The sequence below is a fragment of the Mycobacterium sp. genome (assembly GCF_004298145.1).
GTDB lineage: Bacteria > Actinomycetota > Actinomycetes > Mycobacteriales > Mycobacteriaceae > Mycobacterium.
On the sequence record NZ_SCRH01000001.1, the window covers coordinates 55,091 to 77,658 of the forward strand.

23 protein-coding genes are annotated in these 22,568 nt (G+C 67.4%); 19 read left to right on the plus strand and 4 right to left on the minus strand.

The features are described 5' to 3' along the window. Positions 1 to 29 precede the first annotated feature (29 nt). From fusA to EPN51_RS00290, 6 genes are all read left to right on the plus strand, one after another. Positions 30 to 2,135 carry an elongation factor G gene (gene fusA / locus EPN51_RS00265; RefSeq protein WP_293034774.1) on the plus strand — a complete coding sequence of 702 codons (2,106 nt, stop codon included), beginning with the start codon at positions 30 to 32 and terminating at the stop codon, positions 2,133 to 2,135. Between the two features lie 176 nt (positions 2,136 to 2,311). Continuing rightward, on the plus strand, positions 2,312 to 3,502 hold the full coding sequence (gene tuf / locus EPN51_RS00270; RefSeq protein ID WP_293034776.1) for an elongation factor Tu: 1,191 nt from the start codon (positions 2,312 to 2,314) through the stop codon (positions 3,500 to 3,502). A 174-nt stretch (positions 3,503 to 3,676) separates the two neighbouring features. Next, positions 3,677 to 4,426: a PE family protein gene (locus tag EPN51_RS00275; protein WP_293034778.1), complete on the plus strand. Its 750-nt coding sequence runs from the start codon at positions 3,677 to 3,679 to the stop codon at positions 4,424 to 4,426. A gap of 191 nt (positions 4,427 to 4,617) precedes the next feature. Next, positions 4,618 to 5,454, plus strand: coding sequence for an SHOCT domain-containing protein (locus EPN51_RS00280; RefSeq protein ID WP_293034780.1), 837 nt, complete (start codon positions 4,618 to 4,620; stop codon positions 5,452 to 5,454). A 92-nt stretch (positions 5,455 to 5,546) separates the two neighbouring features. After that, positions 5,547 to 6,374 (plus strand): mycofactocin-coupled SDR family oxidoreductase, encoded by an 828-nt coding sequence (locus EPN51_RS00285; RefSeq protein ID WP_293034782.1) that lies wholly within the window; start codon positions 5,547 to 5,549, stop codon positions 6,372 to 6,374. 25 nt (positions 6,375 to 6,399) lie between these two features. Continuing rightward, entirely contained in the window at positions 6,400 to 7,587 is a 1,188-nt protein-coding gene (locus tag EPN51_RS00290; RefSeq protein ID WP_293034784.1) for an FAD-dependent oxidoreductase, read from the plus strand. A gap of 35 nt (positions 7,588 to 7,622) precedes the next feature. Here EPN51_RS00290 and EPN51_RS00295 read toward each other — a convergent pair whose 3' ends face one another. Next, positions 7,623 to 8,450, minus strand: a complete 828-nt coding sequence (locus tag EPN51_RS00295) for an inositol monophosphatase family protein (protein WP_293034786.1) — start codon at positions 8,448 to 8,450, stop codon at positions 7,623 to 7,625. A gap of 550 nt (positions 8,451 to 9,000) precedes the next feature. On the opposite strand from EPN51_RS00295, the gene EPN51_RS00300 reads away from it, so the two are divergent. Further along, complete coding sequence (locus EPN51_RS00300) at positions 9,001 to 9,843, plus strand: aldo/keto reductase (protein ID WP_293034841.1); 843 nt, start codon at positions 9,001 to 9,003, stop codon at positions 9,841 to 9,843. Between the two features lie 15 nt (positions 9,844 to 9,858). On the opposite strand, the gene EPN51_RS00305 is transcribed toward EPN51_RS00300, so the two are convergent. Together EPN51_RS00305 and mftR are read right to left on the minus strand one after the other, a co-directional pair. Next, the gene (locus tag EPN51_RS00305) at positions 9,859 to 10,902 is read right to left on the minus strand and encodes a DUF2332 family protein (protein ID WP_293034788.1); all 1,044 of its coding nucleotides are present in this window, start codon (positions 10,900 to 10,902) and stop codon (positions 9,859 to 9,861) included. Continuing rightward, a complete protein-coding gene (gene mftR, locus EPN51_RS00310; RefSeq protein ID WP_293034790.1) occupies positions 10,899 to 11,492 on the minus strand; it encodes a mycofactocin system transcriptional regulator in 594 nt (197 codons plus the stop codon). Before mftR ends, EPN51_RS00305 begins: the two co-directional genes overlap by 4 nt. A 102-nt stretch (positions 11,493 to 11,594) precedes the next feature. On the opposite strand from mftR, the gene mftA reads away from it, so the two are divergent. The 8 genes from mftA (at position 11,595) to EPN51_RS00350 (ending at position 18,919) form a co-directional block, all read left to right on the plus strand. Further along, complete coding sequence (mftA, locus tag EPN51_RS00315) at positions 11,595 to 11,684, plus strand: mycofactocin precursor MftA (protein ID WP_007773607.1); 90 nt, start codon at positions 11,595 to 11,597, stop codon at positions 11,682 to 11,684. After that, positions 11,669 to 12,010 (plus strand): mycofactocin biosynthesis chaperone MftB, encoded by a 342-nt coding sequence (gene mftB / locus EPN51_RS00320; protein WP_293034795.1) that lies wholly within the window; start codon positions 11,669 to 11,671, stop codon positions 12,008 to 12,010. Before mftA ends, mftB begins: the two co-directional genes overlap by 16 nt. Continuing rightward, positions 12,007 to 13,218, plus strand: a complete 1,212-nt coding sequence (gene mftC, locus EPN51_RS00325; RefSeq protein WP_293034797.1) for a mycofactocin radical SAM maturase — start codon at positions 12,007 to 12,009, stop codon at positions 13,216 to 13,218. Before mftB ends, mftC begins: the two co-directional genes overlap by 4 nt. 2 nt (positions 13,219 to 13,220) lie before the next feature. Next, positions 13,221 to 14,408, plus strand: coding sequence for a pre-mycofactocin synthase MftD (mftD, locus tag EPN51_RS00330; protein WP_293034843.1), 1,188 nt, complete (start codon positions 13,221 to 13,223; stop codon positions 14,406 to 14,408). A 163-nt stretch (positions 14,409 to 14,571) separates the two neighbouring features. Next, positions 14,572 to 15,303 (plus strand): mycofactocin biosynthesis peptidyl-dipeptidase MftE, encoded by a 732-nt coding sequence (gene mftE / locus EPN51_RS00335; RefSeq protein ID WP_293034799.1) that lies wholly within the window; start codon positions 14,572 to 14,574, stop codon positions 15,301 to 15,303. Beyond that, the gene (gene mftF, locus EPN51_RS00340; RefSeq protein WP_293034801.1) at positions 15,300 to 16,718 is read left to right on the plus strand and encodes a mycofactocin biosynthesis glycosyltransferase MftF; all 1,419 of its coding nucleotides are present in this window, start codon (positions 15,300 to 15,302) and stop codon (positions 16,716 to 16,718) included. Before mftE ends, mftF begins: the two co-directional genes overlap by 4 nt. Positions 16,719 to 16,726: 8 nt before the next feature. Further along, positions 16,727 to 18,166 (plus strand): mycofactocin system GMC family oxidoreductase MftG, encoded by a 1,440-nt coding sequence (mftG, locus tag EPN51_RS00345; protein WP_293034803.1) that lies wholly within the window; start codon positions 16,727 to 16,729, stop codon positions 18,164 to 18,166. Positions 18,167 to 18,319: 153 nt separating this feature from the next. Continuing rightward, positions 18,320 to 18,919, plus strand: coding sequence for a TetR/AcrR family transcriptional regulator (locus tag EPN51_RS00350; protein ID WP_293034845.1), 600 nt, complete (start codon positions 18,320 to 18,322; stop codon positions 18,917 to 18,919). On the opposite strand, the gene EPN51_RS00355 is transcribed toward EPN51_RS00350, so the two are convergent. Then, positions 18,885 to 20,147, minus strand: a complete 1,263-nt coding sequence (locus EPN51_RS00355) for a cytochrome P450 (RefSeq protein ID WP_293034847.1) — start codon at positions 20,145 to 20,147, stop codon at positions 18,885 to 18,887. The genes EPN51_RS00350 and EPN51_RS00355 overlap by 35 nt on opposite strands. Positions 20,148 to 20,593: 446 nt before the next feature. Between EPN51_RS00355 and rpsJ the strand changes: the two genes are divergently transcribed. The 4 genes from rpsJ to rplW are packed head-to-tail and all read left to right on the plus strand — an operon-like array spanning position 20,594 to position 22,540. After that, positions 20,594 to 20,899: a 30S ribosomal protein S10 gene (rpsJ, locus tag EPN51_RS00360; protein WP_003873519.1), complete on the plus strand. Its 306-nt coding sequence runs from the start codon at positions 20,594 to 20,596 to the stop codon at positions 20,897 to 20,899. 14 nt (positions 20,900 to 20,913) lie between these two features. Beyond that, positions 20,914 to 21,567: a 50S ribosomal protein L3 gene (gene rplC / locus EPN51_RS00365; RefSeq protein WP_293034805.1), complete on the plus strand. Its 654-nt coding sequence runs from the start codon at positions 20,914 to 20,916 to the stop codon at positions 21,565 to 21,567. Next, positions 21,567 to 22,238: a 50S ribosomal protein L4 gene (rplD, locus tag EPN51_RS00370; protein ID WP_293034807.1), complete on the plus strand. Its 672-nt coding sequence runs from the start codon at positions 21,567 to 21,569 to the stop codon at positions 22,236 to 22,238. Before rplC ends, rplD begins: the two co-directional genes overlap by 1 nt. Then, positions 22,238 to 22,540 (plus strand): 50S ribosomal protein L23, encoded by a 303-nt coding sequence (rplW, locus tag EPN51_RS00375; protein WP_293034809.1) that lies wholly within the window; start codon positions 22,238 to 22,240, stop codon positions 22,538 to 22,540. Before rplD ends, rplW begins: the two co-directional genes overlap by 1 nt. Positions 22,541 to 22,568: the final 28 nt, after the last annotated feature.

Sequence of the window (22,568 nt, forward strand, 5' to 3'; positions counted from 1 at the left end):
TACGCAATCGAAAGAGTGGGAAGACTTCTGTGGCACAGAAGGACGTGCTGACCGACCTCACCAAGGTCCGCAACATCGGCATCATGGCGCACATCGACGCCGGCAAGACGACGACGACCGAGCGCATCCTCTACTACACCGGTATCAGCTACAAGATCGGTGAGGTGCACGACGGCGCCGCCACCATGGACTGGATGGAACAGGAGCAGGAGCGGGGGATCACCATCACCTCCGCGGCCACCACCTGCTTCTGGAAAGACAACCAGATCAACATCATTGACACGCCCGGGCACGTCGACTTCACCGTCGAGGTGGAGCGCAGCCTGCGCGTGCTCGACGGAGCCGTCGCCGTCTTCGACGGCAAGGAAGGTGTCGAGCCGCAGTCCGAGCAGGTCTGGCGGCAGGCCGACAAATACGACGTCCCGCGCATCTGCTTCGTCAACAAGATGGACAAGATCGGCGCCGACTTCTACTTCTCCGTGCGGACGATGGAGGAGCGCCTCGGCGCGAACGCCATTCCGATCCAGCTGCCCGTCGGCTCCGAGGGCGACTTCGAGGGCGTCGTCGACCTGGTCGAGATGAACGCCAAGGTCTGGCGCGGTGAGACGAAGCTGGGCGAAACCTACGAGACCATCGACATCCCGGCCGAACTTGCCGAAAAGGCCGACGAGTACCGCACCAAGCTGCTCGAGGCCGTCGCCGAGACCGACGAGGCGCTGCTGGAGAAGTACCTCGGTGGCGAGGAGCTCACCGTCGCCGAGATCAAGGGCGCCATCCGCAAGCTGACCATCAGCTCGGAGGCGTACCCGGTGCTGTGCGGCAGCGCGTTCAAGAACAAGGGCGTGCAGCCCATGCTCGACGCCGTCATCGACTACCTGCCCTCGCCGCTGGACGTGCCCCCGGCCGTCGGCCACGCGCCGGGGAAGGAGGGCGAGGAGATCACCCGCAACCCCTCGACCGACGAGCCGTTCTCCGCGTTGGCGTTCAAGGTCGCGACACACCCGTTCTTCGGCAAGCTGACCTACGTCCGCGTGTACTCGGGGAAGGTCGACTCCGGCAGCCAGGTCATCAACGCCACCAAGGGCAAAAAGGAGCGGCTGGGCAAGCTGTTCCAGATGCACTCCAACAAGGAGAACCCGGTGGAGACCGCCTCGGCCGGTCACATCTATGCGGTGATCGGGCTGAAGGACACCACCACCGGTGACACCCTGAGCGACCCGAACCAGCAGATCGTGCTGGAGTCGATGACCTTCCCCGACCCGGTCATCGAGGTGGCCATCGAGCCCAAGACCAAGAGCGACCAGGAGAAGCTGAGCCTGTCGATCCAGAAGCTCGCCGAGGAGGACCCGACCTTCAAGGTTCACCAGGACTCCGAGACCGGCCAGACCGTGATCGGCGGGATGGGCGAGTTGCACCTGGACATCCTGGTGGACCGGATGCGCCGCGAGTTCAAGGTCGAGGCCAACGTCGGTAAGCCGCAGGTCGCCTACAAGGAGACCATCAAGCGGACGGTGGACAAGGTCGAGTTCACCCACAAGAAGCAGACCGGCGGTTCCGGCCAGTTCGCCAAGGTGCTGATCAGCCTGGAACCGTTCCACGGCGAAGACGGCGCGACCTACGAGTTCGAGAACAAGGTCACCGGTGGACGTATCCCGCGTGAGTACATCCCGTCGGTGGACGCCGGCGCGCAGGACGCCATGCAGTACGGCGTGCTGGCCGGTTACCCGCTGGTCAACTTGAAGGTCACCCTGCTCGATGGGGCTTTCCACGAGGTCGACTCGTCGGAGATGGCCTTCAAGATCGCCGGTTCGCAGGTGCTGAAAAAGGCTGCGGCGCAAGCCCAGCCAGTCATCCTGGAACCGATCATGGCCGTCGAGGTCACCACGCCCGAGGACTACATGGGCGACGTGATCGGCGACCTGAACTCCCGCCGTGGCCAGATCCAGGCCATGGAGGAGCGGAGCGGTGCGCGCGTGGTCAAGGCGCATGTGCCGCTGTCGGAGATGTTCGGCTACGTCGGCGACCTGCGGTCCAAGACCCAAGGCCGGGCAAACTACTCCATGGTCTTCGACTCGTACGCCGAAGTGCCGGCGAACGTGTCAAAGGAGATCATCGCGAAGGCGACGGGTCAGTGAGCGAAGACTAACGAGTTCGGAGGCGAGTAAGCGGAGCTTACGAGCGAGGAGTCGAGCCATCAGCTCAAGTTCCCTCGGAGTAACCTTGCCGGGTCATTGGAATGCCTTGGGCGCGGCACAACTGAAAACACCAACACTGCTTTAACAAGCACCAACTAGTCCAGGAGGACACAGAAGTGGCGAAGGCGAAGTTCGAGCGGACGAAGCCGCACGTCAACATCGGGACCATTGGTCACGTTGACCACGGCAAGACCACGCTGACCGCGGCTATCACCAAGGTTCTGCATGACAAGTACCCCAACCTGAACGAGTCCCGCGCGTTCGACCAGATCGACAACGCGCCCGAGGAGCGTCAGCGCGGTATCACCATCAACATCTCCCACGTGGAGTACCAGACCGAGAAGCGTCACTACGCTCACGTCGACGCCCCGGGTCACGCCGACTACATCAAGAACATGATCACCGGTGCGGCCCAGATGGACGGTGCGATCCTGGTGGTCGCCGCCACCGACGGCCCCATGCCGCAGACCCGTGAGCACGTGCTGCTCGCGCGTCAGGTCGGCGTGCCCTACATCCTGGTCGCCCTGAACAAGGCCGACATGGTCGACGACGAGGAGCTGCTCGAGCTCGTCGAGATGGAGGTCCGCGAGCTGCTGGCCGCCCAGGAGTTCGACGAGGACGCCCCGGTGGTGCGGGTCTCCGCGCTCAAGGCGCTCGAGGGCGACGCGAAGTGGGTCGAGTCCGTCGAGCAGCTGATGGATGCCGTCGACGAGTCGATCCCGGACCCGGTCCGTGAGACGGAGAAGCCGTTCCTGATGCCGGTCGAGGATGTTTTCACCATCACCGGGCGTGGCACGGTGGTCACCGGTCGTGTCGAGCGCGGCGTGATCAACGTGAACGAGGAAGTCGAGATCGTCGGTATCAAGCCGACCAGCACCAAGACCACGGTCACCGGTGTGGAGATGTTCCGCAAGCTGCTCGACCAGGGCCAGGCCGGCGACAATGTCGGTCTGCTGCTGCGTGGTATCAAGCGTGAGGACGTCGAGCGCGGCCAGGTCGTGGTCAAGCCCGGCACCACCACGCCGCACACCGAGTTCGAGGGCAGCGTCTACATCCTGTCCAAGGACGAGGGCGGCCGGCACACGCCGTTCTTCAACAACTACCGTCCGCAGTTCTACTTCCGCACCACCGACGTGACCGGTGTGGTGACGCTGCCGGAGGGCACCGAGATGGTGATGCCCGGTGACAACACCAACATCTCGGTGAAGCTGATCCAGCCCGTCGCCATGGACGACGGTCTGCGGTTCGCGATCCGCGAGGGCGGCCGCACCGTCGGCGCCGGCCGGGTCGTCAAGATCGTCAAGTAGTTCGCTACTGAGTTAGTCCAAAGCCCGGATTGCCGACTCGGCAATCCGGGCTTTGTTCGCTGTGCGCATCGTCGGTCGGAACCGGCGCGCTGAAATCATGCGGCCGCGGCGCGGCCTGGACTAGGATTTCCTCATTGGTTCTCGGTGACCGTAGGGCGTGGCGGGGAGGTGCCGATGTCGTTCGTTCAAGCGACTCCCGAGTTCGTCGCGGCTGCCGCGACGGACCTGGCCACGATCGGGTCGACGATCAGCTCGGCGAACACGGCGGCACTGGGTCCGACGTCGGGTGTGCTGGCCCCCGGCGCCGACGAGGTTTCGGCGAGTATCGCCGCTCTGTTCGACGCCCACTCCCAGGTCTATCAGGCGCTCAGCGCTCAGGCGGCCGCCTTCCACAGCCAGTTCGTGCAGCTGATGAACGGCGGCGCGATGCAGTACGCCGCCGCCGAGGCCGCCAACACCACGCCCTTGCAGACCGCCGCGGCGCCCGCGTCGATGGCCGCGCAGGTCCCGACGATGACCGCCGGCGCCGTGGGAACGTCCGCGCCGACCGCGCCCGCCGGGCCCCTGGCGGCGGCGGTGGCGCCGGCGGCGGCCGTCGCCACGCCGGCACCGGCCGGCACGCCCGTCGCGGCGGCGCCGACGGGATCGGCGACGCTGGCCTCGGCCACCGCTCCGGCCGGGCCGGCGCGGGTGGCGACGCCGGCGTACGCCCCGGCCAGTTCCCCGCCCGCCGTCCAGCCTGCGGTATCGGCATCGCCCGGCACGGCCGCCGCACCCATGCAGCCCGAGGTGGCGCCGCAGCCTTCTCCCGCCACGACGCTGCCGGTATCGCCGCGCGCGGCGCCGCACTCGCCGACTTCCCCGTCAGCGGCGCAGCCGCCGGTGCGCCGCGTGCCCATCGTGCCGTCCGATCCGCTCGTTTGACGGCGGCGACCCGCTGCGGCCGGCTTGGACTATGCGGCGACCCGCTGCGCCCGGCCACGCCGCGCTTGCGATCGCCGCGGCCGCGCTTGCGATCGCCGGTAGACGGCCGAAACCGGTTTGCGCGTATCGCGTTCACCGGTGACCGCGAGCGCTAATCTGACACAAATCCCCAGCAAGCCGAGGAGGGGCAAGTGTTAGCACGCTACCTGAAGGCACAGCTGGTCGTTTTGCTGTGCGGCGGCCTGGTCGGGCCGATTTTCTTGGTCGTCTACTTCGTCATGGGGCTCGGCAGCCTGTTGCAGTGGATGTTCTACGTCGGCCTGCTCATCACCGTGGCGGACGTGCTGATCGCGCTCGTGCTGGCGAACTATGGGGCCAAGTCGTCCGCGAAGGTGGCCGCGCTCGAGCAGAGCGGCGTGCTGGCGCTCGCCCAGATCACCGGCATCACCGAAACGGGCACGTGGGTCAACAACCAGCAGGTCGTCAAGGTGCATCTGCACATCGCCGGTCCCGGATTCCTGCCCTTCGACAGCGAAGACCGCGTGATCGCCAGCGTCACCCGGCTCGGCAACCTCAATGCCCGCAAGGTGGTGGTCCTGGTCAACCCCACCACCAATGAATACCGAATCGACTGGGAGCGAAGCGCTTTGGTCAACGGTCTGATGCCCGCGCAGTTCACGGTGGCCGAGGACAACCAAACCTACGACCTGAGCGGACAGGCGGGCCCGCTGATGGAGATCCTGCAGATCCTCAAGGCCAACAACGTTCCGCTCAACCGGATGGTCGACATGCGGTCGAACCCGGCGCTGCGCGGCCAGATTCAGGCGGTGGTGCGCCGGGCGGTCGAACAACAGGCCCCGGCCGCCCAACCGGCACCGGCTGCGGCGCCCGCGGCGGCGGCCGTCGCGACACCGCCCGAACCGTCGATCGCCGCGCGGCTGCAGGAACTGAGCGAGCTGCGCGCCCGCGGGGCGCTGACCGACGAGGAATACAACAGCCGGCGCGCGCAGATCATCTCCGAAATCTAGAGGGCTCGCCCGGCCGCCGGCGGGTGAATTAGAACACGTTTCAGTTCCGCTGCTAGCCTGGCTTGGTCTATCCGCGGTCGAAGGGGTTACACGTGGCGCAACAGGCCGGATCACTGCAGGGACGGGTGGCATTCATCACCGGGGCCGCCCGAGGCCAGGGACGATCGCACGCGGTGCGGCTGGCCGCCGACGGCGCCGACATCATCGCGCTGGACATCTGCGCGCCGGCGTCCGCCAGCGTGACGTACGCGCCCGCCACCCGCGAGGACCTCGACGAGACCGCGCGCCTGGTGGAAGGCCAGGGACGCAAGATCCTGGCCCGCGAGGTCGACGTCCGCGACGACGCCGCGCTGCGGGGGCTGGTGGCCGACGGGATGGAGCAGTTCGGTCGGCTCGACATCGTGGTGGCCAACGCCGGAGTGCTGAGCTGGGGCCGCGTTTGGGAGCTCACCGATGAACAGTGGGACACGGTCATCGGCGTCAACCTGACCGGCACCTGGCGCACGCTGCGCGCCACCGTGCCGGCGATGATCGAGGCGGGCAACGGCGGTTCCATCGTGGTGGTCAGCTCGTCGGCGGGCCTCAAGGCGACACCGGGCAACGGCCACTACTCGGCCAGCAAGCACGGGCTCACCGCGCTCACCAACACGCTCGCCATCGAGCTCGGCGAATACGGCATCCGGGTCAACTCCATCCATCCGTACTCGGTCGAAACCCCGATGATCGAGCCCGAGGCGATGATGGAGATTTTTGCCAGGCATCCCAGCTTCGTGCACAGCTTCCCCCCAATGCCGGTGCAGCCCAACGGCTTCATGACGGCCGGCGAAGTGGCCGACGTCGTGGCATGGCTCGCCGGCGATGGGTCGGGCACACTCACCGGTTCGCAGATCCCCGTGGATAAGGGTGCCCTAAAGTACTGACCGGCCACCGTGCTAAGAACTCCACGTGAGTAGTGACGAAGGCGCCACCAACGGAATCGTGATCGTCGGAGGCGGATTGGCCGCCGCCCGCACCGCCGAGCAGCTGCGGAAATCGGAGTATTCGGGGCTCATCACGATCGTCAGCGACGAAGTGCACCTGCCCTACGACCGCCCGCCGCTGTCCAAAGAGGTGCTGCGCAAAGAGGTCGACGACACCGCGCTCAAACCGCGCGAGTGGTACGACGAGAACGGCGTCACGCTGCGCCTGGGGTCGGCCGCCGGCAGTCTGGACACCGCGGCGCGGACGGTGACGCTCGACGACGGGACGACGCTGCGCTACGACGAACTCGTGATCGCCACGGGACTGGTACCGCGCCGCATCCCGGCGATCCCCGATCTCGACGGCATCCGCGTGCTGCGATCGTTCGACGAGTGCCTGGCGCTGCGCGAGCACGCGTCCGCGGCGCAGCGCGCGGTCGTCATCGGCGCCGGCTTCATCGGTTGCGAGGTGGCCGCCAGCCTGCGCAGCCTGGGGGTGGACGTGGTGCTGGTGGAGCCGCAGCCGACACCGCTGGCCGCCGTGTTAGGCGAGCAGATCGGTGAGCTGGTGGCCCGCCTGCACCGCGCCGAAGGCGTCGACGTCCGCCTCGGGGTCGGCGTGGCCCAGGTGCGGGGTGACACGCGCGTCGAGGCGGTGGTGTTGAGCGACGGCACCGAGCTGACGGCCGACGTGGTGGTGGTCGGCATCGGGTCGCGCCCGGCGACCGAATGGCTCGAGGGCAGCGGCGTAACCGTCGACAACGGCGTCATCTGCGACGAGGCCGGACGCACCAGCGCGCCCAACGTGTGGGCTCTCGGTGATGTCGCGTCGTGGCGTAACGCGACGGGACACCAAGGGCGCGTGGAACATTGGAGCAACGTCGCCGATCAGGCCCGAGCCCTGGTGCCCGCGATGCTGGGGCAGGATGTGCCTCCCGCGGTGGTCGTCCCCTACTTCTGGAGCGACCAGTACGACGTCAAGATCCAGTGCCTGGGCGAGCCGGAGGCCGACGACATCGTCCATATCGTCGAGGACGACGGCCGCAAATTCCTGGCCTACTACGAACGCGACGGTGCGCTGGTCGGGGTGGTCGGCGGCGGGATGCCCGGCAAGGTCATGAAGACCCGCGCCAAGATCGCCGCGGCCGTGCCGATCGCCGAAATGTTGGGCTGACCGCCTCTTTGGTTGTCCGGGTTGGCTGTTCGGCGTCAGCCGACGGCGGCCGCGTACCGCTCGCTGGGGATCTCGGTGTTCTTGATGACGGTCGCGAGTTGCTCGGCGATGCCCGGCGCGCTGATGACGGTCGACGCTGACTTGTGGGTGTGGGGATTGCCGTGCGCGTCGGTGAGCTGCGCTCCCGCTTCGCGCGCGATCAGCGTCCCGGCGGCGGTGTCCCAGGGCTTGTTGGACATCATCACGCAGGCGTCCAGGGCGCCCTCGGCGACGAAGGCGAGGTCCAGCGTCGCGGCCCCGATCATCCGGATGCGCTCGACGCGGGGCACCAGCTCGGCGGTGAGCGCCAGCCGGTGCTGATTCAGCCTGCCGGCGTCGTGGCCGACCGCGTAGTCGCCGAGGGACACGACGGCCCCGCTGAGGCTGTCGGTGGCGCTGGCGTTGATCCGCTGGCCGCCCAGGAACGCACCCTTGTCTTTGATCGCGTGATACGTCCTGCCGAGCAGGGGCGCGTGGGTGACCGCGACGACGGTGACGCCCTTGTGGAGCAGGGCCAGCGATACCGCGCACAGCGGGAGCCCGTGGACGAAGTTCGATGTTCCGTCGATGGGGTCGAGCACCCAGAGCCACTCGGACGTTTCGATGTCCGGCTGTCGCTCGGACTCTTCGGCCAGTAATGCGATGTCAGATGTGGTTTGGGCCAGGTAGTCGGCGATATCGCGCTGGATCGCGAGATCGATGTCGGTGACCAGGTCACGGTCGCCTTTGTGCTGCACCGAACTCGGTTGCGATTTCTTGAGCGTGACGGCACCGATTTGCGTTGCCTGCCAGGCGATTTCGAAAAGTTCTTGCATTGTCTTCATGGGACAGATTTGCCTCGCTTCCGGTGTTGGCGTGCGGTCGGCGTTTTTCGAGCATAAGGGGTAGGCGATTTCGCGTCACACGCACCCCGCTGGATCGACTGTCGATCGAAAACACTTGGACCGCACAGGTTTTCGCCAGACATATTCGTCTTACTGGGGCTTTGGCGCGAATCAGGCATGGAATACAGTCGAATTCGATGGTGATGCACATCACTGTCGTAAATGTTTTGAATGGCCGAAGGCGGGCATTGGGCGGCTCCTGTAGTCGCGGTCACATAATTGCCAGCACCTCGACGCCAAACCTATTGCGCTGGAAAAGCGTAACTCCGATAACCGATGATTGTTGCTGCGGCGACGGGATCGCCGAACTCTGTGCATCGGTTGCCGAGCTCCGTTAGTGTCTGCAAGCGAACGACGTCCGGGACCCTGCGCAATGCAAGGGGTTGGCTTAAACCGCCCGGCTTGGCGGCCGCCACTGATCGTTCTAATCCAGATAACCCAGTACCGAACTTGGCAGGCAGGTGATTGACAAGTGACAGTGATTGATGAGATGTACAGCACTCCCAGCGCGATTCCGACCGTCGCTCTCAACGACGAGGCGAAGATGCCCGTGCTTGGCTTGGGGGTAGCCAAGTTGTCCGATGTGGAGACGGAAAGCTCGGTACTCGCGGCCCTGGAAGCCGGCTGCCGTCTTATCGACACCGCTGCCTCTTACGGAAACGAAGAAGCCGTCGGCCGTGCGATAGCCGCGTCGGGCATTCCCCGCGAGGAATTGTTCGTCGCTACCAAGCTGGGCACCTCCAAGCAGGGCTTCCACAGTGCCCAGGAGTCGTGCAAGGAGAGCCTGGACCGACTTGGACTGGATTACCTCGACCTCTACCTGATCCACTGGCCGGCGCCGAAGCTGGGCAAGTACGTGGAGAGCTTCGAGGGCATGAAGGTCGCCCGCGAAGAGGGGCACGTCCGCTCGATCGGCGTCTGCAACTTCACCGAGGAACTGCTGGCGACGGTCATCGAGGAAAGCGCCGAGGTGCCCGCCGTGAACCAGGTCGAGCTGCACCCGCGTCTCAACCAGGCCGAACTGCGCCAGGCCCACGTCCAGCACGACGTGACCACGCAGTCCTACAGCCCGCTGGGCGTCGGCAGGCTCATCGAGGAGCCGGTCGTCACGTCGATCGCCGCCGAGTACGCCCGCACGCCCGCGCAGGTGCTGGTCCGTTGGAACCTGCAGTTGGACAACGTCGTCGTCTCGCGGTCGTCCAAGCCCGAACGCGTCGCCCAGAATCTGGACGTGTTCGACTTCACCCTGGAGCCCGAGCACATGGAGGCCATCGAAGGACTGCACGACGGCACCCGGGTGCTGCACGATCCGATGACCTTCATGGGGACCTAGAAGTTCGCGAAAACCCTACTGCCAGTGCACCGGTGGGCCGTGCGGATGGCATTCACCCAGAACGCGCGAATCGCCGTCCGGCCAGCTGCGGGCGCACACCACGAACCTGATCGGTGCGCCGGGGTGAGAGCGTGCGGGTTCCATCGTGAGGTGGGCGAACGGTGAGCGCGTCTCCGCCAGCGCGGCCAGCCTTTCCACCTGAGCGCGCACCGCGTCGCGTTCGTCGGTGGACAGGTATTGCCAGGTGATCGAATGCCACACGACGGTCAGCGCGCCGTCGGCCAGCGTCACGCCGGCGAGCGCGCGGGCCGCCGTCTGGCGCTCGAGCCGGGCCGGGACGCGGCGGGCGACCTCGATGGCCCCGCGCAGCCGCGCGACCCGCGCGCCCTGGTCGGGCCAGATGTAGCTCAGCACGGCCGTCTCCCCGTCGGCGCCGCCGACGTCGATGGGAGCGATGTCATACCCACGCCGTTCGACGATCCGCACCCCGCGCTCGGGCGGCAGCGCGCCGCGCCACGCGTCATCGATGCTCACCGGCGAGTCGGCCGGTCCCCACTGGCCCCCGGCGAAGCGGTAGCGGTAATGGTCCGCTCTCAGGTTCAGCCCCGCACTCGAACCGATCTCGAAAAGCCTTATGGGCAAATCGAATGCATTGATGTGCAGCAACCCGCCGATCAGTGCGGCCGATCGGCCCACCTCATTGGTCTGCGGTGGTTGACCCAACGCCGCGCGCAGGGCATCGGCGTGGCCGGCCGCGGTGTCGCGGATTTCCGGCCAGGCCAAGGTGGGATCCCAGCATCCCCCGGTGCTGGGGTACCAGCGGCGCAACCGCCCCGCCCGGCCGTCGAGCACCAGCCGGTGCAGCCCGCCGAGCAACCGGAGCGGTACCGCGTCGCGCGACGGGGCGTCCCGGTGCCCGGACAGGATGGTCGCGAACACGCCGCCGCCCGCGACGTCGGTGGCGACCAGCTCGAACAGGTCGCCGTACATCGCGGAGCCCGACGAGGCGCAGAACCTGCCCTGGGCCCGCAGCGTGTGCACCAGGTGCTCGACGCTCAATTGTCCAGCCCGTTCAGTCCGCCGCCGACAACGTCGAAGGCATTGCCCAGGGCGACCGGCAACGGGACGGATTCATCGCTCAGCCAGTGTTCGTATGCCGACAGCGCCACCCCGAGCATCGTCCAGGCGGCGGTCTGGGGCAGCAGATCGGTGGTCTTGCAATCGCACCGGCGGGCCACGAACCCGGCGATCACCTCGCGCCAACCGGCGTACATCGTCATCGAATAGGCTTGCAGCTCGGCGGTTTGCAGGATCACCCGCATGCGCTGGCGGTGCCGGGCGGTCTCCGATTCGTCAAAGGTGTTGAACGCCAACAACGCAGCGCGCAGTGCGTCACCCAGGCGTACCCGGGAATCCACGTTGTCCAGCAAGTCCCGTAGGTGGGCGAGGTGGGTGTCGAAATCGCCCCAGGGGATGGCGTTCTTGGACGCGTAGTAGCGGAAGAGCGTGCGGCGGGCGATGCCGGCGGCCCGGGCGACGTCGTCGACGCTCACGTCGGCGAAGCCGCGGGCGGTGAACAGGTCGATGGCGACGTCGGTGATGTGGGCCGGCGTGGTCGAGCGGCGCCTGCCCACCCGCGGCTGCGGCATCTTCGGACCCCGCCCTTCCATTTCGGCACTCGATGCCATATTCTGGCGTCGAGTGTGACTCAGACCCCATCGTTGTCAAGACCCGACGAAAGGCAAGGCCCCGTGGACCACGAGACCGAAACTGACACCCAACTCGTCACCGAGACCCTGGTCGAAGAGGTATCCATCGACGGCATGTGCGGGGTCTACTGACCGTGCCTGCGCCCGCGCGGGCTCACACGGCTCGCCCCGTCGGCGACACCATGTTCGATCCTGATCGCGGCTGGCGCCTGCACCCGCAGGTGGCGGTGCGGCCGGAACCGTTCGGCGCGCTGCTCTACCACTTCGGCACCCGCAAGCTGTCGTTCCTGAAGAACCGCACCATCCTCGCGGTGGTGCAGTCGCTGGCCGACCACCCCGATGTCCGCTCCGCCTGTCGCGCGGCGGGCATCGACGACGCCGGGCAGGGTCCCTACCTGCATGCGCTGGGTGTGCTCGTCGACTCCAAGATGCTGGTGCCCCGGGAGGACCATCAATGAACGCACCGTCCCAAGCGGCCGTACCGCGGCTGATCGACCAGTTCGAGCACGGGCTCGACGCACCTATCTGCCTCACCTGGGAGCTCACCTACGCCTGCAACCTGGCCTGCGTGCACTGCCTGTCGTCGTCGGGCAAGCGGGATCCGCGCGAGCTGTCCACCCGTCAATGCATGGACATCATCGATGAGCTGGAACGCATGCAGGTGTTCTACGTCAACATCGGTGGCGGGGAACCCACTGTGCGCCCGGACTTTTGGGAGCTGGTCGACTACGCGACCGCCCACCACGTCGGCGTGAAGTTCTCCACCAACGGCGTCCGGATCACGCCCGAGGTCGCCGCGCGGTTGGCGGCCAGCGACTACGTGGACGTGCAGATCTCGCTGGACGGCGCCACCGCCGAGGTCAACGACGCGGTCCGCGGACGCGGGTCGTTCGACATGGCGGTGCGCGCGCTGGAGAACCTTGCGGAGGCCGGATTTACCGACGCGAAGATCTCCGTGGTCGTCACCCGGCACAACGTCGACCAGCTCGACGAATTCGCCGCGCTGGCAAGCCGTTACGGCGCCACGCTGCGGATCACCCGGTTGCGCCCGTCCGGGCGCGGGGCCGATGTCTGGGAAGAGCTGCATCCCACCGCCGACCAGCAGGTCCAGCTGTATAACTGGCTGGTCGCCAAGGGCGAGCGGGTGCTCACCGGCGACTCCTTCTTCCACCTGGCCCCGCTGGGCCAATCCGGCGCGCTGGCCGGTCTGAACATGTGCGGGGCGGGCCGCGTGGTGTGCCTGATCGACCCGGTCGGCGACGTGTACGCCTGCCCGTTCGCCATCCATGACCGCTTCCTGGCCGGAAATGTGCTCTCCGACGGCGGTTTTGACAACGTCTGGAAAAACGCCCCGCTCTTCCTCGAGCTGCGCGAGCCGCAGTCGGCGGGCGCCTGCGCCAGCTGCGAGTTCTTTGACAGCTGCCGGGGCGGATGCATGGCCGCCAAGTTCTTCACCGGCCTGCCGCTGGACGGGCCGGACCCCGAATGCGTCCAGGGGCACAGCGCGTCGGCGCTGGAGAACGACCGCGAGACGCCTCGCTCCCGGGCCGATCACTCCCGTGGGAAGCACATCCGCCAGCCGCTGCCCCTCACGCTGTCGATGCGACCGCCGGCGATCACCCCCGCGAAGCCACCGGCCCGCCTGTGTAATGAAAGTCCGGTGTGACGTTGGCCCACAAATGGTTTGAAACCGTTGCCATCGCGCAGCAACGCGCCAAGCGCCGGTTGCCGAAATCGGCCTATTCGTCTCTGGTTTCGGCCAGCGAAAAGGGAATCACGGTTTCCGACAACGTCGAAGCATTCGGTGAGCTCGGTTTCGCTCCCCATGTCGTCGGCGCGGCGGAAAAGCGCGACATGTCGACCAGCGTTATGGGCCAGGATATTTCGATGCCGGTGCTGATCTCACCGACCGGTGTGCAGGCCGTGCACCCCGATGGTGAGGTGGCCGTCGCGCGGGCCGCCGCCGCCCGCGGCACCGCCATGGGCCTGTCCTCGTTCGCCAGCAAGCCGATCGAAGAGGTCATCGCGGCGAACCCCAAGTTGTTCTTCCAGGTGTACTGGTTGGGTGACCGCGACGCGATCGCCGCGCGGGTCGAGCGCGCCCGGGCGGCCGGGGCGGTGGGCCTGATCGTCACCACCGACTGGAGCTTCTCGCACGGCCGGGATTGGGGCAGCCCCTCGATCCCGGAGAAGATGGACCTGAAGACCATCGTCAAGATGAGCCCGGAGGTCATCACCAAGCCGCGGTGGTTTTTGCAGTGGGCGAAGACCATGCGGCCGCCGGAGCTGCGGGTGCCCAACCAGGGTCACCGCGGCGAGCCCGGGCCCCCCTTCTTCGCGGCCTACGGCGAGTGGATGGGTACTCCGCCGCCGACCTGGGAAGACATCGCCTGGCTTCGCGAAGTGTGGGGCGGTCCGTTCATGCTCAAGGGCGTAATACGCGTCGATGACGCCAAAAAGGCTGTGGACGCAGGGGTTTCGGCGATCTCGGTGTCAAACCACGGCGGCAACAACCTGGACGGCACCCCGGCCTCGATTCGCGCGCTGCCCGCGATAGCCGCGGCCGTCGGCGATCAGGTCGAGGTGTTGCTCGACGGCGGCATCCGGCGCGGGAGTGACGTCGTCAAGGCCGTGGCGCTGGGGGCGCGCGCGGTGATGATCGGCCGGGCATACCTGTGGGGCCTGGCCGCGGCGGGCCAACCGGGCGTGGAGAACGTCCTCGACATCTTGCGCGGCGGCATCGACTCGGCGCTGATGGGTCTGGGGCACTCCTCGGTGCACGACCTGGGTCCGGACGACATCCTGGTGCCGCCCGGTTTCACCCGGGCGCTGGGCGTGCCGTCGGCCGGCGGATAACGCAAGCCTGGCTATCCAGGGCGGCTTTGCCCGAATTATTTGACGGCCACGGAAATCGTGGTACGGGCGGGATAGCCGTGACGAACGAGCCCACAATTCGAATGCCCGATGAACGGTGCGGAAAAAAAGTTAATTTCAAGCTTCAACAATTGGTGCACGCCAGGTGAATTCGTCCTACCATCACCGAGTGCCCGTACTCGGCGAATTAGGAACAGCGACGTCGAGCCAGCTGTCCAGCATCTCGCCGTCGGTAATGGTTCCGCTGGGGTCGACCGAGCAACACGGGCCACACCTGCCGCTGGATACCGACACCCGGATCGCGGCGGCGGTTGCCCGCGCGGCGCAGGCCCGTCTGAAAGACCAGTGGCTGGTGGCGCCGGCCATCGCCTACGGCGCGAGCGGCGAACACCAGAGTTTCGCCGGGACGATCTCGCTCGGCACCGAGGCGCTGACGCTGCTGCTGGTCGAGTACGGCAGGTCAGCGGCCACGTGGGCCCGGCGCCTCGTCTTCGTCAACGGCCACGGCGGCAACGTCGCCGCGCTGGGCGCCGCGGTGGCCCGACTGCGCACCGAGGGCCGTGACGCCGGATGGTGCCCCTGTGTGGCCGTCGGCGGTGACGCCCACGCCGGTCATACCGAAACATCGGTGTTGCTGCATATCTCGCCGGCCGATGTCCGGACCGACCGGTGGCTGGCCGGCAACACCGCACCCTTGCCCGAGTTGCTCGCCTCGATGCGCCGTGGCGGAGTCGCTGCCGTCAGCCCGGTCGGCGTGCTGGGCGACCCGAGTACCGCCACGGCCGCCGAGGGCGAGCGCATCTTCACCGGGATGGTCGATGAGTGTGTTCGCCGGGTCGCCCGGTGGGGGCCCGGCCCCAACGGGATGCTGACGTGAGCGCGGCGGCACCCCGGCTGCCCGACGGGTTCGCCGTCCAGGTCGACCGCCGCGTGCGGGTGCTCGGCGACGGCTCGGCCCTGCTGGGCGGTTCGCCGACCCGGCTGCTGAAGCTGGCCCCGGCCGCACAGGACCTGCTCTGCGACGGCCGGCTGAAGGTTCGCGACGATGTCAGCGCCCAGCTCGCCCGTACCCTGCTGGACGCCACGGTGGCGCATCCCCGGCCGGCGGGCGGCCCGTCGCACCACGACGTGACCGTGGTAATTCCGGTGCGGAACAACCTCTCTGGCGTGCGGCGGCTGGTGAGCTCGCTGCGCGGCATGCGCGTCGTCGTGGTCGACGACGGCTCGTTCCACCCGGTCGAGCCGGAAGACTTCGTCGGCGCGCACTGCGACATCGAGGTGTTGCGCCACCACCGCAGCAAGGGCCCGGCGGCGGCCCGCAACAGCGGGCTGACTGCCTGCCGGACGGACTTCGTCGCATTCTTGGATTCCGACGTCGCGCCGCGCCGGGGCTGGCTGGAAGCTCTGCTCGGTCACTTCTGCGATCCCACCGTCGCGCTGGTCGCGCCGCGCATCGTCGGCCTCTCGCACAGCGAGAACGTGGTGGCGCGCTACGAGGCGGTGCACTCCTCGCTCGACCTCGGTGAGCGCGAAGCGCCGGTGTTGCCCCACAGCACGGTGTCCTACGTCCCCAGCGCGGCGATCATCTGTCGGTGCTCGGCCATCCGGGAGGTCGGCGGGTTCGACGAGACGTTGCAGTCCGGCGAGGACGTCGACCTGTGCTGGCGGCTGATCGAGTCGGGTGCTCGGCTGCGTTACGAGCCGATCGCGCTGGTCGCCCACGACCACCGCACCGAACTACGGGATTGGCTTGCGCGGAAAGCGTTTTACGGCGGCTCGGCGGCTCCGCTGTCGGTGCGCCACCCGGACAAGACGGCGCCGGTGGTGATTTCCGGCTGGGCGCTGATGACCTGGATTCTGATGGCATTCGGGTCCACGCTGTCGCGGCTGGCGTCCGTCGTGCTGGCCGTCCTGACGGGTCGCCGGATCGCGCGGGCGATGCGCTGCGCCGAGACGTCGATGACCGATGTCGCGATGATCGCCGGCCGTGGCCTGTGGTCGGCGGCGCTGCAGCTGGCGTCGGCGCTGTGCCGGCACTATTGGCCGCTGGCGTTGGTGGCCGCGACCATGTCACGCCATTTCCGCCGGGTGGTGGTGGTAGCGGCCGTCATGGACGGAGTGGTCGACTGGCTTCGCCGCCGCGACGCCATCGGTGACGATGTCGAACCGATCGGGCTGCCGACCTACCTGGTGCTCAAGCGCGTCGACGACCTGGCGTACGGACTCGGGTTGTGGTGGGGTGTGCTACGGGAGCGCAACGTGCGCGCCCTGAAACCCCAGATCCGGAGTTAGCCACCGCCTTGACCGCAGCCGTCTCGCACAGCGATGTGCTGATCGTCGGCGCCGGCAGTGCCGGATCGGTTGTCGCGGAACGTCTTTCCGCCAATCCGGGGCGCACGGTGACCGTCCTCGAGGCGGGGCCGGCGCTCGACGATCCGGGACTGCTCGCGCAGACCGCCAACGGGTTGCAGTTGCCGATAGGCGTCGGCAGCCCGCTGGTCCGGCGTTATCAGACCCGTCTTACCGAGGAACCGGCCCGCCAGCATCCCATCGTGCGCGGGGCCACGGTGGGTGGGTCGGGCGCGATCAACGGCGGCTACTTCTGCCGCGGGTTGCCCCGCGATTTCGACGGCATCGGGATGCCGGGCTGGGGATGGTCCGACGTGCTGGAGAGCTTCCGCGCCATCGAGACCGACCTGGACTTCGTCGGCCCCGCCCATGGCGACAGCGGCCCCATTCTGGTGCGTCGTACCCGCGACATGACCGGAACCACACAGCGTTTCATCGCCGCGGCGGAGCGCGCCGGGTTCGGCTGGATTGCTGACCTCAACGACGTTGCGGTGACGCCGGTTTCGGGGATAGGTGCCGTCCCGCTCAATATCGTCGACGGCGTGCGCAGGGGGTCCGGCGCGGGCTTTCTGATCCCGGCGCTGAGCCGGCCGAACCTGCGCCTGCACGCGCAGACCCGGGTGGCGCGAGTGCGTTTCGCGGGCACCGTCGCGGCGGGGGTGGACGCGATCGGTCCACACGGACACATCACCTTCACCGCCGATCGAATCGTCTTGTGCGGCGGCGCCATTGAAACGGCGCATCTCCTCATGCTCTCGGGCATCGGCGAAGCGGGGATGCTGGCCGCCGTCGGCGTACCGGTGGTCACGCCGCTGCCGGTGGGGGCGTCGTTCAGTGACCACGCCGAGTGGGTCCTGCCCACCGACTGGGCGGTGGCTCCCGGGCGGCCGGTGCTCGAGGTGGTGCTCAGCACGGCTGACGACCTCGAGATCAGGCCGTATACCGGTGGATTCGTGACGATGACCGGTGACGGCACCGCCGGGCATGCCGACTGGCCGCATATCGGGGTGGCGCTCATGCGGCCACGCGCGCGCGGGCACCTCACGCTGGTCTCGGCCGATCCGGGCGTGGCGCCGCGCATCGAGCACCGCTACGACAGCGAGCCCGACGACGTCGCGGCCCTGCGCCGGGGCAGCGAATTGGCCCGCGAATTGGCGGGTAGCACAACCGATGCCGCGACGGCCGTGTGGTCTACGTCGCAACATCTTTGCGGCACCGCGCCGATGGGCATCGACGGCGACCCGCGGGCCGTCGTCGACCCCCGGTGCCGGGTCTACGGCGTCGACAACCTGTGGGTGATCGACGGCTCGATCCTGCCCGCGATCACCAGCCGCGGTCCGCACGCCACCATCGTGATGATCGGGCATCGGGCCGCGGAATTCGTGCGGTGACGCCCGGGAAGCTATCGCCGATGCCGATCCCGTCAGTACGCTGGTCAAGCCCGACGAGGGTGGCGACCCGATAGTCTGGATTTCACACAGGAGGTGGTCACCATTGCCGCCGGAACGACCGATCCCCGGCCAGCGCGGTCGCGGGCCAGGCTGCTGGACGCCGCGGTCACGCTGCTGCGCGCCGGCGGTCCCAGTGCGGTGACGGTCGACGCGGTCACCCGCACCGCCAACGTGGCCAGGGCGACCCTGTATCGCCACTTCCCGAGCGGAAACGACTTGTTGGCAGCGGCTTTCAACAGCCTGATCCCGGCGTCACCGATGCCGCCGGCCGAGGGCTCGTTGCGCGACCGTCTGGTCGCGGTGGTGCTGGCCCAGGCCGAAGCCGTGGCCCACGCGCCCACCCTCATGACGGCCATGTCCTGGCTGGCGCTGGGGCGTGACCTGGAAGGGTTGCCCGAACCCCGGCATAGCGTCAATGGCGACAGCGCGGCGATCACCACGCTGCGCGAGCGGATCGCCCAGCAGTATGCGGAGCCCTTCGATGTCATCTTCGACAGCCCGGAGGCCGCCGAGCTGGGCGAGGTGGACCGCTCCCGGGCGATCGCGCTGCTTATCGGCCCCCTGGTGCTGGGCCGCCTGTCCACCCTGCCCGATTTCGACTACCGCGAGTGCGCGCTGGCGGCGGTCGATGGTTTCCTACACGTTCAGGTCGACCGGGCTAACGCAGCGAATACCGAATCGGCAGGTGCTTGAGGCCGCCCACGAACGTGGTGGCGATGAGTTCGGGTTCTCCGGAGCACTCGATGGACTTCAGCCGGGGCAGCAGCTCGGTGAAAAAGCTGTTCACCTCCATGCGGGCCAGCGCGGCCCCCAGGCAGAAGTGCACGCCGTAGCCAAAGGCCAAGTGCTTGTTGGGGTCTCGGCCGACATCGAAGTGGAACGGGTCTTCGAAGACCTCCTCGTCGCGGTTCGCCGACACGTAGGACAGGTACACCGATTCCCCCTCGGCGATCGGCACCCCGCGAATGGTGGTGTCCGCGGCCGCGGTGCGCATGAACTCCTTGACCGGCGTCACCCAGCGGATCATCTCCTCGGTCGCCAGCGGCATCAGCCCGGGGTCAGCGGTCAGGCGGGCGCGCTGGTCGGGGTTTTCGATCAGCGCCTGCAGGCCGCCGGAGATTGTGGCACTCGTGGTGTCATGCCCGGTGGTCGCGATGATGACGTAATAGGAGGCCGTGTCGACGTCCGACAGCGGTTCGCCGTCGACGCGTGCGTTGGCGATCGCCGAGGCCAAATCGTCGGTGGGGTCGGCCCGCCGCGCCGCGGTGAGATCGCTGAAGTAGCTGAAGAAGTCGAGCAGGATCTGCATCTGCTCCTCGGGTGTGGCCCCCCGCTTGAATTCCTCGTCGTCGCCGCCGAACAGCTCCTGGGTGAGTCTGAGCATGCGCGGGAAATCCGATTCCGGCAGGCCCAGCAGCGACAAGATCACGTACAGCGGGTAGTTCACGGCGACCTCTTGCACGAAATCACATTCGCCGCCGGCCGCCGTCATCTTGTCGACGTAGATCTTGGCCAGCTCGTCGACCCTGACCTTCAGCGCGCGCATCGCCTTGGGACGAAACCAGTCGGCACCGATCGCGCGCACCACCCGATGCTGGGGGTCGTCCATGTGGATCAGGGTGCGCAGCCCCATCCCGGCGTCCAGCTGGGCGCGCGCGAAGTCGTCGGCCTCGGCGGGGGCCAGCAGGGGCCGCGGCTCGCTGAGGAAGAGGTCGTTGGCCCGCTCGATTTCCATGATGTCGGCGTGCTTGGTGATCGCCCAGAACGGCCGGTACGGCGCACAGTCGACCAACGACACCGGTGCGTGCGCGCGCAGGTGCGTCAGCGCCGCATGCAGCCGCGGCTCGTCGGCGTACGCGGTGGGGTCGGCGAACACCTGGACGGCCTGTGCTGTTTCCGGATCAACGGTCGGTATGCTGATGGCACCAGTCTTGGCCTCCGCACCGGCTATCTCAAGGCTTCTGACCTGCGCATTAGCCCCCGGCCGTGACCACGCTCCGGGCGGGTGCGCCGGATTCGGCCCGAGATCCGGGCCGAATTTTGTTCGGGCCATGATCTAAGGCATACTGTTCAGGTTGCCTTGAGCCGGGTTTGCGCCTGGTCGGGCATACGACCAGCGTCCAAACGGGCGCGTCCGGTCCCATCCTTTGAGAGCGACGAATTTCGGTCGCGGATGAGGCTGCGTGAGGGTGACACACCCGACCGCGGGGGCCGGTGGACCACGACAGGTAAACAGCGGCGCAGTATCCGGCGCAACGCTCGATCGGCCCAGCAGCGGCCGGCCCGATCGGCGCGCCGGTGGCACTGAGGACACGGATTATTTGAGCCCGGATACCGGGCCTCAACAGGAGCGAGGGTAGGAGAAGCGTGGCGGGACAGAAGATCCGCATCAGGCTTAAGGCCTACGACCATGAGGCTATTGACGCGTCGGCGCGCAAGATCGTCGAGACCGTCGTCCGCACGGGTGCCAGTGTCGTAGGGCCGGTGCCGCTGCCGACCGAGAAGAATGTGTATTGCGTCATCCGCTCTCCGCATAAGTACAAGGACTCGCGGGAGCACTTCGAGATGCGTACGCACAAGCGGTTGATCGACATCCTCGACCCGACGCCGAAGACCGTTGACGCACTGATGCGCATCGACCTTCCGGCCAGTGTCGACGTCAACATCCAGTAGGGAGTTACAGAGCAATGGCGCGTAAGGGCATTCTCGGTACCAAGCTGGGCATGACGCAGGTATTCGACGAGAACAACAGGATTGTGCCGGTGACGGTCGTCAAGGCCGGGCCGAACGTGGTGACCCGCATCCGCACGCCCGAGCAGGACGGCTACAGCGCCGTTCAGCTGGCGTATGGCGAGATCAGTCCCCGCAAGGTCAACAAGCCGGTGACCGGTCAATACGCGGCCGCGGGCGTCAACCCCCGCCGGTTCCTGGCCGAGCTGCGGCTGGACAACCCGGACGCGACGGCCGAATACCAGGTCGGCCAGGAGCTGACGGCGGAGATCTTCACCGACGGCAGCTACGTCGACGTGACGGGAACCTCCAAGGGGAAGGGCTTCGCCGGCACCATGAAGCGCCACGGCTTCCGTGGTCAGGGTGCCAGTCACGGTGCCCAGGCGGTGCACCGTCGACCCGGTTCCATCGGTGGTTGCGCCACTCCCGCCCGGGTGTTCAAGGGCACCCGGATGGCGGGCCGGATGGGTAACGACCGGGTGACCGTCCAGAACCTGTTGGTGCACAAGGTCGATACCGAGAACGGCGTGCTGCTGATCAAGGGTGCGGTCCCCGGCCGCACCGGTGGGCTCGTGGTGGTCCGCAGCGCGGTCAAACGAGGTGAGAAATGATGGCAACACAAGGTTCCAAGACGCTCAAGATCGACGTCCAGACGCCGGCCGGCAAGGTCGACGGCTCGATCGAGTTGCCGGCCGAATTGTTCGACGCCCCGGCCAATATCGCGCTGATGCACCAGGTGGTCACCGCACAGCGGGCGGCGGCGCGTCAGGGCACGCACTCGACCAAGACGCGCGGCGATGTCAGTGGCGGTGGCCGCAAGCCCTACCGGCAGAAGGGAACCGGCCGGGCCCGGCAGGGTTCGACGCGGGCCCCGCAGTTCACCGGCGGTGGCGTCGTGCACGGCCCCAAGCCGCGTGACTACAGCCAGCGCACACCCAAGAAGATGATCGCCGCGGCGCTGCGCGGTGCGCTGTCCGACCGGGCGCGCAACGGGCGCATCCACGCGATCACCGAGCTGGTGTCGGGTCAGACGCCGTCCACCAAGAACGCCAGGGCGTTCCTGGGCACACTGACCGACCGCAAGCAGGTGCTGGTCGTGATCGGGCGCAGCGACGAAGCCGGCGCCAAGAGCGTGCGCAACCTGCCCGGTGTGCACGTCCTGACTCCCGGCCAGCTCAACACCTATGACGTGCTGCGCTCCGACGACGTGGTGTTCAGCGTGGAGGCCCTCAACGCCTACATCAGCGCCAACACCGGTACTCCCGAGGAGGTTTCGGCCTGATGGCGACCATCACCGACCCCCGCGACATCATTCTGGCTCCGGTCATCTCGGAGAAGTCCTATTCGCTACTCGATGACAACGTGTACACGTTTGTGGTGCACCCCGATTCGAACAAGACGCAGATCAAGATCGCCATCGAGAAGATCTTCTCCGTCAAGGTCGCATCGGTGAACACCGCGAACAGGCAGGGTAAGCGGAAGCGCACCAGGACCGGATTCGGCAAGCGCAAGAGCACCAAACGGGCCATCGTCACACTGGCCCCGGGTAGCAAGCCGATCGATCTGTTCGGGGCACCGAGCTAGCCGACGACGATGCAGAGCGAAGCGATGA